Genomic DNA, 15,955 nt, shown 5'->3' with positions numbered 1-15,955 from the left:
GAGGCTCTTTAGGTCGCTTAAATGGCCACAGCAGGTGAATTTCATTTTGCTGTGATTATCATTACTAAAAAATAATTGAAGCTTAGGGGGCACGAGGAACTTTTGATCAATCTTTATTTCAAAGCTACACATCCCGAGGAGACCCCCAGTTATTAATTATTTTTTTTGATTTTAATTACTGGATATTTCATATTCGTTTAAAAATTCAATAATTCCATCTACCAACCCAGATGATAATGGTAGTTCAGGATTTGTATAGGTTGCTAGATTTCTCTCTCGATCTACAGGTGCTTCTTTCAATACATGATTCATCTTCTCGAGTATAAGTAATTCAGAATCTCCTTTTGCCTTGTGTAGCGCTTCTGCATTAGTGGACGCCACTTGAATATCTCTATTACCGTTTACAATTAGAACAGGGATAGTTAGCTCTTTTACTAATTCTATCGGATTATATTGAATCCAAGAAATCATGTAAGGTTGAACAGAAGGACGGAATACACTTTGCAAGTCTGCACTTACAGTCTTAACTTGTTTACCTTGTTTTAGTTTTGTTAATATATCTTTAGACTCTGTTAATAACTTCGGTGTCAGCTGCTCTTCAAGCTGTTTAAGAAGTACTTGGTCAATAGGTTCGCCTGCTCCAGCTAATGAAATGAATGTGTCTGTCTCTGTTTTCTTTGCAGCTGCCATTCCAATTAATGAACCTTCACTATGACCGATGATGCCAACTTTAGAAAAACGGCTATCCTTTTTAGCAAATTGAACCCATGCAGCTGCATCTTCAATATATTGTTCGAATCTCAGTTCCTCTTCTTTTCCTGCCAAATTCATATTTTCCCCGACTCCGCGCTTATCATACCTAATACTTGCGATACCTTTTTCTGCAAGACTTTCTGCTAACATTTTCAAACTATTATTTTTCCCAGGAAGTGCAATGGAGTTCCCATCTTTATCAGTTGGACCCGAACCCGCAATTATAATCATCACAGGAAAAGGACCTTCATCTTTTGGTGTTTCTAAAAGTCCATACATGGTTCCTTTCTCCAAGTCGGCCTTCACAACTTCACCTGATCTTTTTTCCTCAACTTTTTCATCAGATTTCTTGAGCAATTCAAAAGGAAACTCTTGCCCTTGCTGAACAAATGTTCCTGAAATCTTCTCCTGATCTACTTTCCCATCAAACGTTATTTGCTGATTTTGAATTTTCATATCAAAAAACAAGTCTGATTTATTTAACTTTACATTTGTTAAGGGGAATTTGTTCAATCCTTGTACAGGAATACTTATCGTTCCATCTTTCTTCGTGAAATGAACAATAATCGGGAGAGGCTGATTTGGAATCATTATTTCTCCTTCCCACGTACCTTCAATAGCTTTCAACGAATTCTTTTCCACCTGTTCTACCTCCTTAGTACTGCACCCTAGCAATAATACTAAAGCACTTACAATGATACACATAATCGAAAACAGTCTTTTCATAAGAGCCCCTTTCCAGCCTATAGATAATAGGAACAGAAGATATTTTTTTAGAAGTTAGTGTTCCAGTACTTTATAACTCGAATAAAGCCTAATACAGTGCGATCAAATTTATTGTTTGATTCAGTCACTCATTCCTTAACAAGTCGGATTAGTCTTCTTCCAGTTGATACAACTACATTTTAACATTTAATTTCAATAATTTTCCTTATAATAAAAATTATTCTTCCGCTAAACTGTAAACTTTTAGTTGTGGTAGCAAATAATGAAATAACTGGTGCTTTACTTCAATAAGGGAGTTGGTTTGGTAACGGGGCAGATTATTTGAAGAAGAACTATATAAATAAAAGGGGTTTTTTAGAAGTTAAGAAAGTATAATTTGTTTATTTAATGATGATATAGATATAATGGAACAATTATCAAATATTCCGAAAGTGAGTTGATTTTGTATGGATACTCAAGTAACTACGAAATTTAAAATACTCAAACCAGTTAATGAGGTATTTGAAGCCATAGTAGACCCTGAAAAAATGTCTAATTATTGGTTTTCATCGGGAACTGGAAGAGTGGAACAAGGCAAGACGATTACTTGGAGATATGATGAATACAATGCTGAAGGGGTTATCAATGTATTGGAAGTCGAGGAAGATAAAAAAATTGTTTTCTCGTGGGGAGGATATGGTCAAGAAACGGTTGTTACAATTACACTAAAAGAGTTGGATAATACGAGTACAATTATTGAAGTAAACGAATTGGGTTTTAAAGAAGATGACCCCGAGATAATAAACAAAATGATAGGACAAAAAGAGGGTTGGGTATATATGTTAACTTGTTTAAAGGGTTATTTGGAAAATGGTATTAGTAATTTGAGAGCATCATTAATCCATTAGTTAAATAATTCTTGTGGAACTAACAGGTGCGACTGTAAAAAAATATAGAAGGAGATCCTATATCATGACTGTACAAGTAAAGCTTAAAGATATTATTGAAGAAATGGAAATACAGTTTGAAGAGTCTCAATCATTTCTAAATATTAATACGGGTGAAATTTTTTTTGTAACTTCTAATGATTTGAGAGCTGCTGAAGATGATGAACCATTCGATCATTTACCTGATTGGCAACAAGAAAATTTAAGGGTTGCTAATGATGTTGTTGAAAACTTTGAGAATTATATAGAGTTACCAACTAAATATGATGTCCATGAATATGAAATGATGGAAGACTTCTGCCTAACTGTTAGTGATCTACGAAAGCAAAATTCTTTATTATTAGAAATTAAGGGAAAGGGTGCCTTTAGAAAATTCAAGGACAAAATAATAGATTTTGAAATCGAAGATCAATGGTATTCATATCGTGACGAGCGTTTTAAACAAATTGCTAAAAAATGGTGTCAAGATAATAACGTCAACTATATTGAATAGATAAGACAAAGTACTTTCAATAAGCGTGAATGAGACTAACTAGCAAGAATCATTTTAAGAAAAAAAAAATCATCAAACCTTTAGTTTGATGATTCAGTTTGTAGACAAAAGGGGTCCAGAATGTTTTAATTCTGGACCCCTTTTGAAATTCCCTTTGAATTTTGATCAAGATTAAGAGATTGGGCCTCTACGAGCCCACTTTATTAAGCCATTATTGGACCTTGCCATGTCCAATTGCAATCTTCTTTAAATTCATGGCAGCGAATGTAAGCATCGCCTGCATCGACAATTTTTTAAGTCCCCTTAAAGTAGTCCAACGCATACCATGCTTTTCTTTTGCATCTGCGAATACACGCTCTATTGTTTCTTTGCGTTTCGCATATATAGGTTTTACATCCTTGTGGTGACGCAGATGATCTGCTTCTTCCATATAATTTTGCCAGATATGGCGTGTCACCACTTTTTGATGGTCTTTGCTTACTGTACACTGTGATAAAAATGAGCATGTCGCACAAGTGTGTTTGGGTGATTTGTACTCGCGATAGCCCTCTTTATTTGTTGTTGAGTACTTTAAAATCTCGCCCGATGGGCAGAGATAACAATTAAAATGTTCATCGTAAACATAGTCATGCTTGCGAAAGAACCCTTCTTTTGTTCGTGGACGTGTATAGGGTAAAGCTGGTGTGATTTCTTTCCCAAAAAGGTAGCTTGTAATGGCTGGTGTTTTGTAAGCTGCATCTGCGGCAACAGCTTCAGGTTTTCCAACTTTCTCAATCACTTGTTCAACAAGAGGCTCTAAGATATGACTATCATGCGTATTTCCTGGTGTTACAATCGTCCCCAGTACAAAACCGTTGCGGTCTGCAGCCGCATGAAATGAATAGGCAAACTGTTTTGTTCGTTCATCTTTTACATAGTAGCCACTCTCAGGGTCAGTTGAACTTTCTTTAATTTCTTTGGTTTCTTCTTTATCAAATTTATCCAGTGGAAAAGGCTTCTTTCCATTGTTTTCACGATCTTGATTTATTTCTTCTTGAAGGCGTCCTTGATATGCTCGTGTTTCCTTACGAACGATTTTCTTTTCGAATTTCCGCTTATTCGCACTGGCTTTCACATGTGTTGAATCAACGAATACGTGCTCTGCACTAATTAACTATCTTTCTGAGGCTGTCATTAAGATACGATAAAAAATCTGTTCAAACAGGTCTGTATCTTTAAAGCGACGCTCATAATTTTTCCCGAACGTTGAGAAGTGAGGTACTTTATCATGGAAACCGTAACCTAAAAACCAACGGTAAGCCATATTCGTTTCAACTTCTTCAATCGTTTTACGCATCGAACGAATACCGAAGGTATATTGAATGAATGTCAATTTAACTAAAATAACTGGATCAATACTTGGGCGGCCTATCTCTGAATACATCTCTTTCACCAAGTCATAAATGAAAGTGAAGTCAATGGCCCCCTCAATTTTACGAACCAAATGGTTCGCTGGCACCAGTTGATCCAAAGTAATCATTTCAAGTTGATCTCGCTGAATAGAATTATGTTTCGAAAGCATCGTCATCACCTCAAGTTTTAATACTCCTATATTAAAACAAAAAAGACTGTAGGAAAAAGTGTTTATTTCTAATTGTTAAAACAAAGTTGATTGGAACGGAAGGTGCGAGACTCCTGCGGGAAAAGCGTGTCCAAGGGAGACCCCACAGGCGCAAAGGCGCCGAGGAGGCTCCCTGACCGCCCGCGGAAAGCGAGTGCCTGCAGTGGAAATCAACTTTCGAATTTTTACACCCCCTCAAAAAAACTGTAGACAAACTCGATTTTCATCGAGTTTGTCTACAGTCTGAATCATCAAACCTTTAGTTTGATGATTTTTTTACTTGTTCGGAAGTATTAGAAGCATTTAATAAAACTACCCCTCCAATTATTAATACTAAGCCACCTAATGTAATGATGCTAAATGGTTCTCGCCATAACAGTACACCAATTAACGCTGTTATAGCTGTTCCTATTCCTGACCAAATAGCATAAGCTAAACTTAACGGAATTGTTTTAAGACATAATGATAAGCAATAAAATGCTAAACCAAAACCAAGAATAACTCCAATTGAAGGGAATAAATTTGTGAATCCTTCCGACAATTTAAGCATTGTCGTGCCGAATATTTCGCTGATAATTGATATTCCTAAAGCGATATAACCTTTCATACAATTACCTCCGATTCTCTAAAGGTTAATGAGCGCCACCACTTGAGAGTTTCAAAACAACAACTCCACCAATGATTAGGACTAAACCAAGAAATTTTTTCAGATTAAAACTTTCTTTATAAACGATAACACCCACTAATGCGGTTAAAGCTGTGCCTATACCTGACCAAATAGCATAAGCCGTACCAAGTGGAATTGTTTTAAGAGATAAAGACAAGCAATAAAAGGCTATACCCATTCCAATTATTACTCCAATGGAAGGGAACAACTTTTTAAATCCGTTTGATACTTTTAACATTGAACTACCAAATACTTCACTAATGATGGCTATTCCCAAAATTACATATGGATTCAAGGTGAACTCCTCCTATTTTGTCATATTTATTAATTGCTGGATTACTTCCTTATTCATTTTGTCATCTAACGGTGCTATATTAAACAGTTCTGAGTAATAAATGCCATCTATTGCTAACCGAATAATAGTTGCTGTTATAGGATTTATATTATCCTGTTCGACTTTGTTTTGCATATACTGATAACTTTTGGACATACTTTCTGATAAACTAGGATTCAACATAGAAGCAGCAATTATTCCTATATTTAACTCGGCATTGTGGTCCAAGTCCTCTTTGGTTGTTTCAATTAAAGCACGACACCATTTCCCTTTTTCTAATGGGTCTTTCTTAGCATGTTCTTCAAATAACATAGTGAATTCTTCAAAAATATATTGTGTTAACCCTAGCAATAATGCTTCTTTATTTGGGTAGTGATATAATAAGCCACCTTTACTTATTCCAGCTTGTTTTGCCACAGCATCTAAAGTCAAATCATTAAAATCATTTTGAATAATGAATTCTTTTGCAGATTTCAAGATAAGATTACGTTTCATTTTAGCTTTCGATTCCAAATAGTATCAATCCTTTTTAAAACCGTCCAGACGGTTTTTTTAAAATAATATCGTCCAAACGGTTTTTTTGTCAAGTACATACAATAACTCTTATTCAACTAAACCAGCCAATAGTTTGTTAATATTTTCCAATAAACACTTAACATATTTCATGCGATGCTTAATTTGTGCATACCAAATAATTTTCAAAGGTTCTGTGAAGTTTTGGGCTATTTTTTACTTGGTGTAGAAAAGAAAAAGATTTCGGAAACTTCTGATAAAATTGTTGACCGATGGGGAAGAGGCGTTATCTTAGTCATCTTTTTATGCACTTTTCCGTCGGTAAGTACAAATGATATGAATTGGCTTTTGATACTTTATTTATTTTTATTATATGCTTTCAGTCTATTCTTGAGTGGAAGTACCTGAAGAACTCAAAATAATATGTCACCACCCTTATTTTTCTAATATTAGGTGTAATTATTATGTATAATATTGAATATTTTTTTCAATTATTGGGCTGAAGTTAGGTTGCTTAATAGATAGAAGGTTGTGAAATATTGTACTTAAAGTAACAGGTGCTTTACTTCAATAAGGGAGATGCTTAGGCAGGTTTTTTCTTATGGAGGTAAGGCGGCAGCACTCCAATGAATAAAAATGAGATTTGAGCGTAAAAAGACCCTTGGTATGGTAAAAGTGTCCTGAGGCTGGCCAGCCTCAGGACACTTTTATCAAAACCAGGAGACCTAGCATGAATTATACCCAAAATAAGAAAATCGCTCATGAAAAATTTCTTCATGATATTGGTACTCGTATTGTAAAAGTCGTTCCCTTTCCGAGTTCACCTTTAACAGATATAGTCCCATCATGCATATCAATAATCTTTTTCACAATCGATAAACCTAAACCACTCCCACTTTTTGAGCGTTCCCTTGCCTGGTCTGCTTTATAGAATCGTTCGAATATGTGAAGCTGGTCTTTATCTGAAATGCCAATTCCAGTATCAGAAATCTTTATGACTGCTTGATCATCAATCTGTTGTAATCGAATAGTAATTGTTCCATGATAGTGGGTGAATTTGATACTATTGTGTATTAAATTTGTCCATACTTGGCTCATTAAATCCTCATCTATAAAGACCGAAATCTTTTCTAATGATACATCCATTACTAATTCTTTTTGCATCCAATTCGGTTCGCAAGCCAAAATAATTGTTCGAATTTGTTGATCTAGTCGATAGCTTTTTTTTTCAAACGGATGATGCTTGGATTCAAGGGATGTAAGCTTCAGAAGATTATCACTTAATTTAGATAATCTCCGGCTCTCTGTCTCAATAATATGGAGGTAATGATTTCGTTCTTCTATTGTCAGCTTATTAAATTGAAGCGCTTGGGCAAATCCTACAATGGAAGTAAGAGGCGACTGTATTTCATGTGAGACATTAGAGATGAATTCCTGCCGCATTTCTTCCATTTGTTTCAATTGTTTGGCCATGTGATTGAAGTGGTTAATGATTTCGGTTATTTCGCCGTTTCTCTTATCCATTTTAAAATCCAAATGGACATTATAATCGCCATTGGCAATTTTCCTTAAGGCATCAATGATCTCCAGGTAAAAATTTACGCGTTTATTGTGATTTATAGCATGCATAAGATAACCAATGAATATCATAATGGCGATGCTAGTCATGATTGTTGCTAGATATTGAACAAAATCGGATAGTCTTAAAGGCAATAGCTGAATGATATAGTAACCAGCCGAAAAACAAAACGACATAAACGCCAGAAAAAACAGTCCGCCAAGTATTGGTTTGAAAAATCGATTGGCCGTCAACTTGTTATCTCCAAACGGTAACCTAATCCCCAAATCGTTCGAATCCGAAATGGGAATTCCAATTCTGGAAACCGTTCTCTCACTCTTTTAATATGAACATCGACAGTTCGTTCATCACCTTCATAATCATAGCCCCAAATATCTTCAATAAGTTCTTCCCTAGAGAAAGTTTTTCCAGGATAACTTGCTAGTTTAAATAACACTTCAAACTCTTTTAAAGGAATCGTATATTCCAGGTCTTTAAATGACATTTCATGTGTGTTGCGATTCATCTTTAATTCACCTATCTTTAATGTTTGAGAAATAGTGATTTTATACCGTTTTAATAATGCTTTTATTCTAAGGACTAATTCGATTGGCTCAAATGGTTTTACAAGATAATCATCTGCCCCAAGACCAAATCCCTTTACTTTCTGTGTTGTTTCTCCTTTTGCCGTCAGCATTAAAATGGGGATATCACTAAATTCCCGTATCTCTTTGCATAATTGCCATCCATCCATGTTAGGCATCATTATATCAATAACTGCTAAATCGATTTTTACCTTCTCCATTAAGTTCAATGCTTGTAGCCCATCTGAGGCTTCATATAGATCAAACCCTTCTTTTCTTAACAAGAGTTGTATAAGTTCGCGAATATGGGCATCATCATCGACAATTAATATTTTTGTCATCCTTCTTCTTTCCTTTCGATGAATTAGGCTAGTTCAAGTTTGTTTAACTGCTGTTCAGCAAATTCGCGATATAATGAGTGCGTATTATATAGTTCTTTATGTGTTCCGCTGCCTGTTATTTTCCCTTTTTCTAGGAAGATGATTTGATCTGAATTAATGACAGTCGATAGGCGGTGAGCAATTACTATTGTTGTTCTGCCTTTCATTAAATCATTTAACGCCTGTTGAACAACATGTTCCGATTTGCTGTCTAGGCTTGAGGTAGCTTCATCAAGCATTAATATTTTTGGGTTTCTTAAAAATGCACGAGCAATCGCAATTCTTTGTCTTTGACCGCCTGATAATTTCATACCTCGTTCACCAACCTCAGTATCATATCCGTTTGGAAGTTCAGAAATAAACTGATCGGCATACGCCATTTTAGCTACTTGATTTAATTCTTCATCTGTTATATCCCGATCTATTCCATAACAAATATTATCTCTAATTGTACCTGATACAATAGGACTTTCTTGCGAAACATAACCAATCTGGCTTCTCCATGAAAGGAGTGTGAAATCATTTATGGATTTCCCACCTATGGAGATAGAGCCTTGCTGTGGTTTATAGAAACGCTCAAATAATGAGAAAAGAGTCGTTTTTCCGCTGCCACTTGGGCCGACAATTGCAGTGACTTTACCTGCTTCAACGGTAAAGCTTATATCTTTAAGTACCTGTTCTCCATTATTATAACTATAGTTTAGATGATCCACGGTGATTGATTGATTGATATTTTGAACTTGCTGATTCGCGTCTTCTTCCTCTTCTGAATCCAAAATGGAAATTATACGCTCTGTTGCACCCGTAGCTTTTTGGAATTGTGTAAAGAAACCTGCTAATTGAGCCATTGGCATGATAATTTGGAAAAGGTACATAATGAATGCAACTAAAGCTCCAGCTGACAGAGCTCCTGAAGAAACACGCATTCCCCCATAACCTAAAATTAGGACAAGTAATGCCATCATGACTAAACTCATTAGTGGGCCAATTAAAGCTTGTATTTTTGCTTCTTTTAATCCGAATTGAAATAATTTGGTAATCCCTTTATTTCCATTTTGATATTCAAATGTTTCTGCATTGGATGCTTTAACTAGACGGATTTCGGTTAGCACCTGTTGGAGAATTGAGGTGAAACTTGCTGTCTCATCCTGCATCCCCTTTGATATTTGATGCATTTTTTTGCCAAGCGGCATTAATATTAAAACAGAGAGTGGGATTGCAATGAGCATCAACAATGTCATTTTCCAATCCAGTACAAATAACACAATCATGGAGCCTACAATGGAAATGATTCCTGTAACGAAATTAGATAGGTGTTCCGAAATTAATCCTTTCACTACAGTTGTATCATTTGTCATTCGACTAACTGTTTCTCCTGATTGATGTTCATCAAAATAATTCACGGGTAATACAAGTAATTTTCTCCATAGTTGATCTCGAATACCCGCTACTACAGATTGCCCGATCCGATTTAATAAATAGATGGAAAATCCACTAGCCAATGCTTGAACAATAATTGCAAGAACGAGAAGTGTGATCCGTTCAGTGCTTAGTGAGCTAATTGAAAAATCATTAATAAGATTCTTTGTGAATAACGGGACTAATAATCCTACACCTGTTGTACTTAAGCTTAATACTAAAGCAATCCCTATCATTAGTTTAGAAGGCTTTGTTTGTTGAACTAATCGAATAAACTGGCGCCATCCTTTTTGCTTTTTTACTTCTGACATATTTATTTACATCCTTTCTTAATCCTTTTTACAAGAGGAAGTATACAAAGAAGTTATGAATTGAATATGAACTTCTAAGTTAATTATTCTATTTAGTGGTTTTTTCGAAATAACTGGTAACATGACTTTGTTTTGCTAGTTAATCTACCAAAAAAGCAAACATAGGGATGCCGTAGCTAAAATCCGTGCATGAATGATTTGTTAAATAAGTGATACTTCATATTAGATGAAGCCGTTGAACAAATCATAAATCAACTTTAATGTTTACCAAAGCCTTTTGTATAAAATATACAGGAGTTTGCCCTAATCCAGATGACCTTTATATGAATGAAATAGATAGGACATAATAGATATCATAGGATTTAGATATTTTAGTAAGGGTTACATATAGAAAAGTATGGAATTATCAAGAGGGCATAATTTTTGACCAAGGATCTTTAACAGTGATACGCTTACTTTTAGATATTACGTATTCAAAATCAAGGAGGAACACAAAATGACACAATCCAAACAACAAAAAATCACCCTGGCAAACCGACCAAAAGGAATGCCTTCGAAAGAAGATTTTAACTTTGTGGAGAGTGATGTTCCCACACCAAAAGAAGATCAAATATTATTACGGACGCTTTATTTATCTGTCGATCCATACATGCGTGGAAGAATGCAAGATACTAAATCATATATAGCTCCATTTGAATTGAATAAGGTCATCACTGGAGGCGTTGTAGCCGAAGTGGTAGAATCCAATTCGAATTCCTTCAAACAAGGAGATGTTGTTGTTGGGAATATCGACTGGGCAGAGTATACGGTGGTCAATGAAAAAGAAATCCGAGTGATTGATCCTAAAGTTGCCCCTGTCACAACTCATTTAGGGATTCTCGGGATGACTGGTTTAACAGCTTACTTTGGTTTGCTCGATATCGGAAAACCTCAAGAAGGTGAAACAGTCGTGGTTTCTGGAGCAGCTGGGGCTGTTGGTTCAGTAGTTGGACAGATTGCTAAAATCAAAGGTGCTAAGGTAGTAGGCATTGCTGGCTCAGATGAAAAACTTGAGTATTTAACAAAAGAGCTTGGCTTCGATGGAGCTGTTAATTATAAAAAAGATAGCTTTGCGACAGATTTAAAAAACGCTGTTCCTAACGGAGTCGATGTTTATTTCGATAATGTTGGCGGTGAGGTAACGGATGCTGTTTTCACACTTTTAAATACAAATGCTCGTATTCCATTATGCGGAGCGATTTCCTCTTATAATGCAGAAGGAAAAGATTTAGGGCCGCGTCTGCAATCGGCGATGATCAAAACGAGTGCACTTATGAAAGGTTTCACAGTTGGTAATTATGCCGAAAGATTCCAAGAAGGTGCGACAGATTTAGGGGAATGGCTACAGCAAGGAAAATTGAAGTATGAAGAAACCATTATTGAAGGGTTTGAAAATACCCCTGATGCATTTCTAGGTTTATTTAAAGGAACGAATCTGGGTAAACAACTTGTAAAAGTTGCAGAACCTAAATACGCTACGCTCTAAGCATGGGAACCTAGTAGAGGGTAACATTGGTGTGACATAGTCTTTAAAACAGTATTGAAAAAAGAGTAAATAATTAAGGGTATATAATAAGCGGCCTTTTTTCGATATTCAATCGGGGGAAGGCCGTTTCCCTTTTCCTAGATACGAGAAAGATTAACGTATATTCCTCTTCCTTTAAGGTATCTTTTGTTGTTAATGAAGGATATTAAAAGAAGCTCTAGATTAAGCCATCAAGATAACGGTTGAATAGCGTCAAAAGAGAAGATAGGGAGCGAATTATTTAATGAAAGGAAAAGTGAAATGGGCAAAAATAAACAAAGAGTATCTTCAAAGTCTCCGAAATTAGAAGCGATACATACGACATTTAAACAGGCTTTTGAAATAAAAAAGAATCCATTTCCGTGGATAAAGGCATTGAGTGCAGGAATTGCTGCTGCATTACCTGTATTCATAGGATTATTATTTGGGAATTTTGAGTACGGTTTACTGGCAGGAATTGGTGGATTCTCTTATTTATACGTGTTTAACCAACCGTATGAGCAAAGAGCTAAAAAGATTTTCTTTGTAATGTGGGGCCTTTCTTTATCTGTTGTCTTAGGAACCCTTTTGGCCCCATATCAGCTAGGGACAGCTATAGTGATGGGGATTATTGGGGCATGTGTATTTTTCATTTTTGGTGCTTTAAATATCACTGGTCCTTCGGCAATATTTTTCGTTTTGAGTTTTGCGCTTGCTACAGGTATGCCTATTGATCAATCACTTGCGCCGTTACGTGGAGGGCTTGTTTTATTAGGTGGGGCATTATCTTGGATAATCTGTATGTTAGGCTGGTTTTACAATCCCCATGGACCTGAAACTAATGCAGTGGAAAAAGTGTATAGAGAGTTGGCGGTATTCTTTGATTCAATAGGGACAGAGAAGTTTAATACAGCAAGACACAGAACGGTACTAGCAATGAAGCAAGCAGAAAATACGCTTTTAGCCGGGTATTCAGCCAAGAGAAGTACAGATATATTTAAGCGGTTGTTTCTTTTAAATGAACATGCAAACGCGATATTCTTGAGAGTTCTTGAAATTTCTTTGAACAATAAGATCGTACTTCCACCTGAATTAGGGAAATCCGTTCAGGCATTAGCTGACTCTATTGGATCTAAAACGAAAAATAAATCAAAGATTCTTCAGCCAGAGCAGGTTGATAAAGAAGTAGAAGATTTATTCATAAAAATCTATAATGCAGATGCCATCATGAATGAACCGGTTCAAAAAATTCATCAAGAAGTCTTAATCTCAAAGCCTTCTCTAAAAAAAACCATATTTCTGGGGGCATTTGATAAAAACTCCATAGTCTTTCTCACTTCTGTACGATATGGAACAATCCTTACTATCGCCGCTATCATCGCTTATTCAGCCGGTTTTAATCGTTCGTATTGGGTGCCCTTATCCTGTGCTGCAGTAATGTCCGGTGCTACCATTATCGCCACATTTCATCGTGCTGTTCAAAGGACTTTCGGGACAATCATTGGGCTCCTATTAGCAAGTTTGATTCTTGCATCTGTTCATAACGAGTTTATTATTGTGCTAATCATCTTGTGTTTGACTTTCATTACAGAGCTTTTTATCGTTCGGAATTATGGGTTAGCTGCGATGTTCTTTACACCTTCAGCTTTAATCATGGCAGAATATTCAACTCAAAGTTACGACTTCAGTTTCTTTGCAACAGTAAGGATAACTGATATCGTTGTAGGGAGTATTATAGGCCTTGCTGGGTCATTGTTAGTCGGAAGTCGATCAGCGTCCAGTCTTCTGAGTCATTTTATCGCGAAAACGATTCGAAGTCAGGGTCAATTTTTATTAATGGCGTTCTCTGAAAATAATAGGACCCTTACATTTGATGAGAGCAGTGAACGAAGCAAAATGCAAACCAATATGGTCAATCTATTAACGGTATACAATACGTCTCTAGGTGAGATATTCAAAAACAAGGCCAGATTAGAGTCTCTATGGCCCGTAATATTCTCAATAGAACAATTGGGGTATTATCTAAATGCCAGCTTGAAATACTCTGAACGTCCTGTTCTTTTAGAGAAGGATCTCGCTCAATTGCTTTATGTTTTTGAAACCATGGCAATAGCTGCAGATAAAGATCAATCTTCAACAAATAAAACCGTACCAGAAATTGAAGGGTTTTCAAAAATTCGTCACGAGATTTTGGACCTCCAAGAAGCTCTTCAGTTTAGGGGAGAAGTTTCAAGCTAACCTTAGAGTTTTGTTTAAGGGAGTTCTTATTATTGGCTCCCTCAATTCAACTGAATGAATGCACTAGCTGAAAATAGAGGGTTTATTCAAAAAGTCTGTAAAAATGCCAATTTTCAGTATAAAATGTAAATACATACAGAAAGGTGATGGATCATGTCAAACGTTGCAAAATTTCGAGATTTTTTAACGCGCGAGAAAATCTATATGAATGAGTTGAAAGAAGATGACACCACCTTTTTTAGAGCAGAGCAAAAGTTAAAGGATGGCTGGAAGGTTCTTTTAGTTTTTGCTTTCAACCAAAATGAAAATGTGGCGGATTTATTTTGCTTTAATGTTGCCGAGTTGAAGAATCCTGATAAAAGGCGGGATGTACATACACTGTTAAATGAATATAATGCTAATTTTAGATATTCAAAGTTGTATGAAGAAAAAGGGACTATTTCAATTCGTTATTCTTATTCCCTTGAGGGAGAATTTTTACCAGATCTAGCTTTCAGGAAGTTAATCATGTTACTTGAAACAGCGGAGCAGGTATACCCGTCGTTAATGGAAGTCATCTGGTCTTAACAGTGGAGATGTAGGGAAAGTTCTCTGTTATTAGAGAACTTTTTAACATCTTTAATAGAGTGATGAATATACTATTGTAACATTCATTAAATTTTTATTATTTTTTTAAAAATAACTATTGCATTTATTTAATATAAACTATATAATTAATTTTGTTGATAGCGATTCGACAAATTTCTACAAGAATACGCGGGTGTAGTTTAGTGGTAAAACCTCAGCCTTCCAAGCTGATGATGAGGGTTCGATTCCCTTCACCCGCTCCAATACATACTCATAACGCAGGGTTTCGTTACCTGGAGAACGAAGCTTTGCGTTTAAATATTTTATAATGAGAATTCTACTGTTTACAGTAGGTTTTTTTTTATTGTCTAGATTTGTATGTACCTATAATTTAAGGAAGTAGTATGAGATGAGGCTGATCCTGGGTGACTAAGAAACTAGTTGATATGTTGTCAGGAAGCGTATCAAGTGAATCCAAAACTGGGGAATGTGTTTGTAATAGAAGAAAAAACATTCACAGGTTGATATCCTATCCTATAAAAAGACCCCTTCCGATTTTGAAAGGGGTTTAGTTCTGCTCGATTGTTATTATACTTCTAAAATGGAATAAGTTCCTTCTCCACCGTGGATTTCGAGGAACATTTTCATTAAGGACTCTGTTAGCTGATGGGCTTCTTTGATTGGAGTCTTTGGTTGTAAATAGATGATTTGGATTGCCTTTTTCGTTTCTTCCGTGACCTTTGTTCGTTCTGAATCAACGTAGGGGCTTCCAAATGCTCCATCACGATCGGCAGAAGTAATCATGTTTTCCATTGAATTCAAGCGGCCATTCAAGCCGTTATACTCATCTGTACTCTCGCCAATTTTAATCGAGATATCTCCTGTTAATTTATCAGCATCATATATGCCAATAGGCACTTCATATAAAAGGGAGAAGAAGTTATTCAGGTCGATAGCGGAATGAATAGATGTTAAGTAATTTTGTTTTTTAACACGACGGTATAGAGCTTCCACGGAAGGACGGTAGCGTGACGGATTCGTTCCGGTCGTTTTGAAAATCTTTCGCCACTCTTTGATACCCGGGAAATCGGTTAATTCTTTTTCATCTAGATCGAAGAAAAGAGCTTCTTGAAATAACTGTAGTCTTCCTTTGACCATTTGCGGGGAGGGGCCAACTTCGATGTTTTCATATGTAATGATCCCAACTTTGAAATCAGGGATTTTACTGCTAAGATTAGCGGAAATGTTAATTTCCAAGCGTTACACCTCCAAAAATGATTGCAATTAGTTTATCATAGATAGCAATGGTTTGAAATGAATACAAGCTTCGATGGGAATAATGA

General features: G+C 35.9%; 13 protein-coding genes, 1 tRNA gene and 1 pseudogene. 6 read left to right on the top strand and 9 right to left on the bottom strand.

The genetic code is table 11. The annotated features are described in order from the left end of the window. Positions 1-171: 171 nt before the first annotated feature. Positions 172-1,395 carry an alpha/beta hydrolase family protein gene (locus tag JFU50_RS05130; protein ID WP_309558640.1) on the bottom strand — a complete coding sequence of 408 codons (1,224 nt, stop codon included), beginning with the start codon at positions 1,393-1,395 and terminating at the stop codon, positions 172-174. A gap of 530 nt (positions 1,396-1,925) precedes the next feature. On the opposite strand from JFU50_RS05130, the gene JFU50_RS05125 reads away from it, so the two are divergent. Both JFU50_RS05125 and JFU50_RS05120 read left to right on the top strand, forming a co-directional pair. Then, a complete protein-coding gene (locus tag JFU50_RS05125) occupies positions 1,926-2,366 on the top strand; it encodes an SRPBCC family protein (protein WP_201221943.1) in 441 nt (146 codons plus the stop codon). 64 nt (positions 2,367-2,430) lie between these two features. After that, positions 2,431-2,898: a UPF0158 family protein gene (locus JFU50_RS05120; RefSeq protein WP_201182385.1), complete on the top strand. Its 468-nt coding sequence runs from the start codon at positions 2,431-2,433 to the stop codon at positions 2,896-2,898. 203 nt (positions 2,899-3,101) lie between these two features. On the opposite strand, the pseudogene JFU50_RS05115 reads toward JFU50_RS05120, so the two are convergent. From JFU50_RS05115 to JFU50_RS05085, 7 genes and pseudogenes are all read right to left on the bottom strand, one after another. Beyond that, positions 3,102-4,459 (bottom strand): annotated as a pseudogene (locus JFU50_RS05115) (IS1182 family transposase). Between the two features lie 298 nt (positions 4,460-4,757). Further along, a complete protein-coding gene (locus tag JFU50_RS05110) occupies positions 4,758-5,105 on the bottom strand; it encodes a DMT family transporter (protein WP_053344663.1) in 348 nt (115 codons plus the stop codon). Positions 5,106-5,130: 25 nt separating this feature from the next. Further along, complete coding sequence (locus JFU50_RS05105) at positions 5,131-5,403, bottom strand: DMT family transporter (protein WP_235569608.1); 273 nt, start codon at positions 5,401-5,403, stop codon at positions 5,131-5,133. A 69-nt stretch (positions 5,404-5,472) separates the two neighbouring features. Further along, a complete protein-coding gene (locus tag JFU50_RS05100) occupies positions 5,473-6,012 on the bottom strand; it encodes a TetR/AcrR family transcriptional regulator (protein WP_201221942.1) in 540 nt (179 codons plus the stop codon). A 774-nt stretch (positions 6,013-6,786) separates the two neighbouring features. Further along, positions 6,787-7,857, bottom strand: coding sequence for a HAMP domain-containing sensor histidine kinase (locus JFU50_RS05095; protein ID WP_242486801.1), 1,071 nt, complete (start codon positions 7,855-7,857; stop codon positions 6,787-6,789). Continuing rightward, complete coding sequence (locus tag JFU50_RS05090; protein ID WP_201182380.1) at positions 7,821-8,495, bottom strand: response regulator transcription factor; 675 nt, start codon at positions 8,493-8,495, stop codon at positions 7,821-7,823. Before JFU50_RS05090 ends, JFU50_RS05095 begins: the two co-directional genes overlap by 37 nt. A gap of 23 nt (positions 8,496-8,518) precedes the next feature. Continuing rightward, positions 8,519-10,270, bottom strand: a complete 1,752-nt coding sequence (locus JFU50_RS05085; RefSeq protein ID WP_397443447.1) for an ABC transporter ATP-binding protein — start codon at positions 10,268-10,270, stop codon at positions 8,519-8,521. A 490-nt stretch (positions 10,271-10,760) separates the two neighbouring features. Between JFU50_RS05085 and JFU50_RS05080 the strand changes: the two genes are divergently transcribed. The 4 genes from JFU50_RS05080 (at position 10,761) to JFU50_RS05065 (ending at position 14,875) form a co-directional block, all read left to right on the top strand. Beyond that, positions 10,761-11,789, top strand: coding sequence for an NADP-dependent oxidoreductase (locus tag JFU50_RS05080; protein ID WP_201182376.1), 1,029 nt, complete (start codon positions 10,761-10,763; stop codon positions 11,787-11,789). Positions 11,790-12,089: 300 nt separating this feature from the next. After that, positions 12,090-14,045, top strand: coding sequence for an FUSC family protein (locus JFU50_RS05075; protein WP_201221940.1), 1,956 nt, complete (start codon positions 12,090-12,092; stop codon positions 14,043-14,045). A 153-nt stretch (positions 14,046-14,198) separates the two neighbouring features. After that, on the top strand, positions 14,199-14,612 hold the full coding sequence (locus JFU50_RS05070) for a YbjN domain-containing protein (protein WP_098176604.1): 414 nt from the start codon (positions 14,199-14,201) through the stop codon (positions 14,610-14,612). A 189-nt stretch (positions 14,613-14,801) separates the two neighbouring features. Beyond that, positions 14,802-14,875 (top strand) — tRNA-Gly (locus JFU50_RS05065). A gap of 325 nt (positions 14,876-15,200) precedes the next feature. On the opposite strand, the gene JFU50_RS05060 is transcribed toward JFU50_RS05065, so the two are convergent. Next, complete coding sequence (locus JFU50_RS05060; RefSeq protein ID WP_053344669.1) at positions 15,201-15,869, bottom strand: B3/B4 domain-containing protein; 669 nt, start codon at positions 15,867-15,869, stop codon at positions 15,201-15,203. Positions 15,870-15,955 lie beyond the last annotated feature (86 nt).

The sequence above is a fragment of the Peribacillus sp. TH14 genome (assembly GCF_016651145.1).
In the GTDB taxonomy this organism is placed as follows: Bacteria; Bacillota; Bacilli; order Bacillales; family DSM-1321; genus Peribacillus; species Peribacillus butanolivorans.
This window is presented reverse-complemented; position numbering and strand designations above follow the sequence as displayed.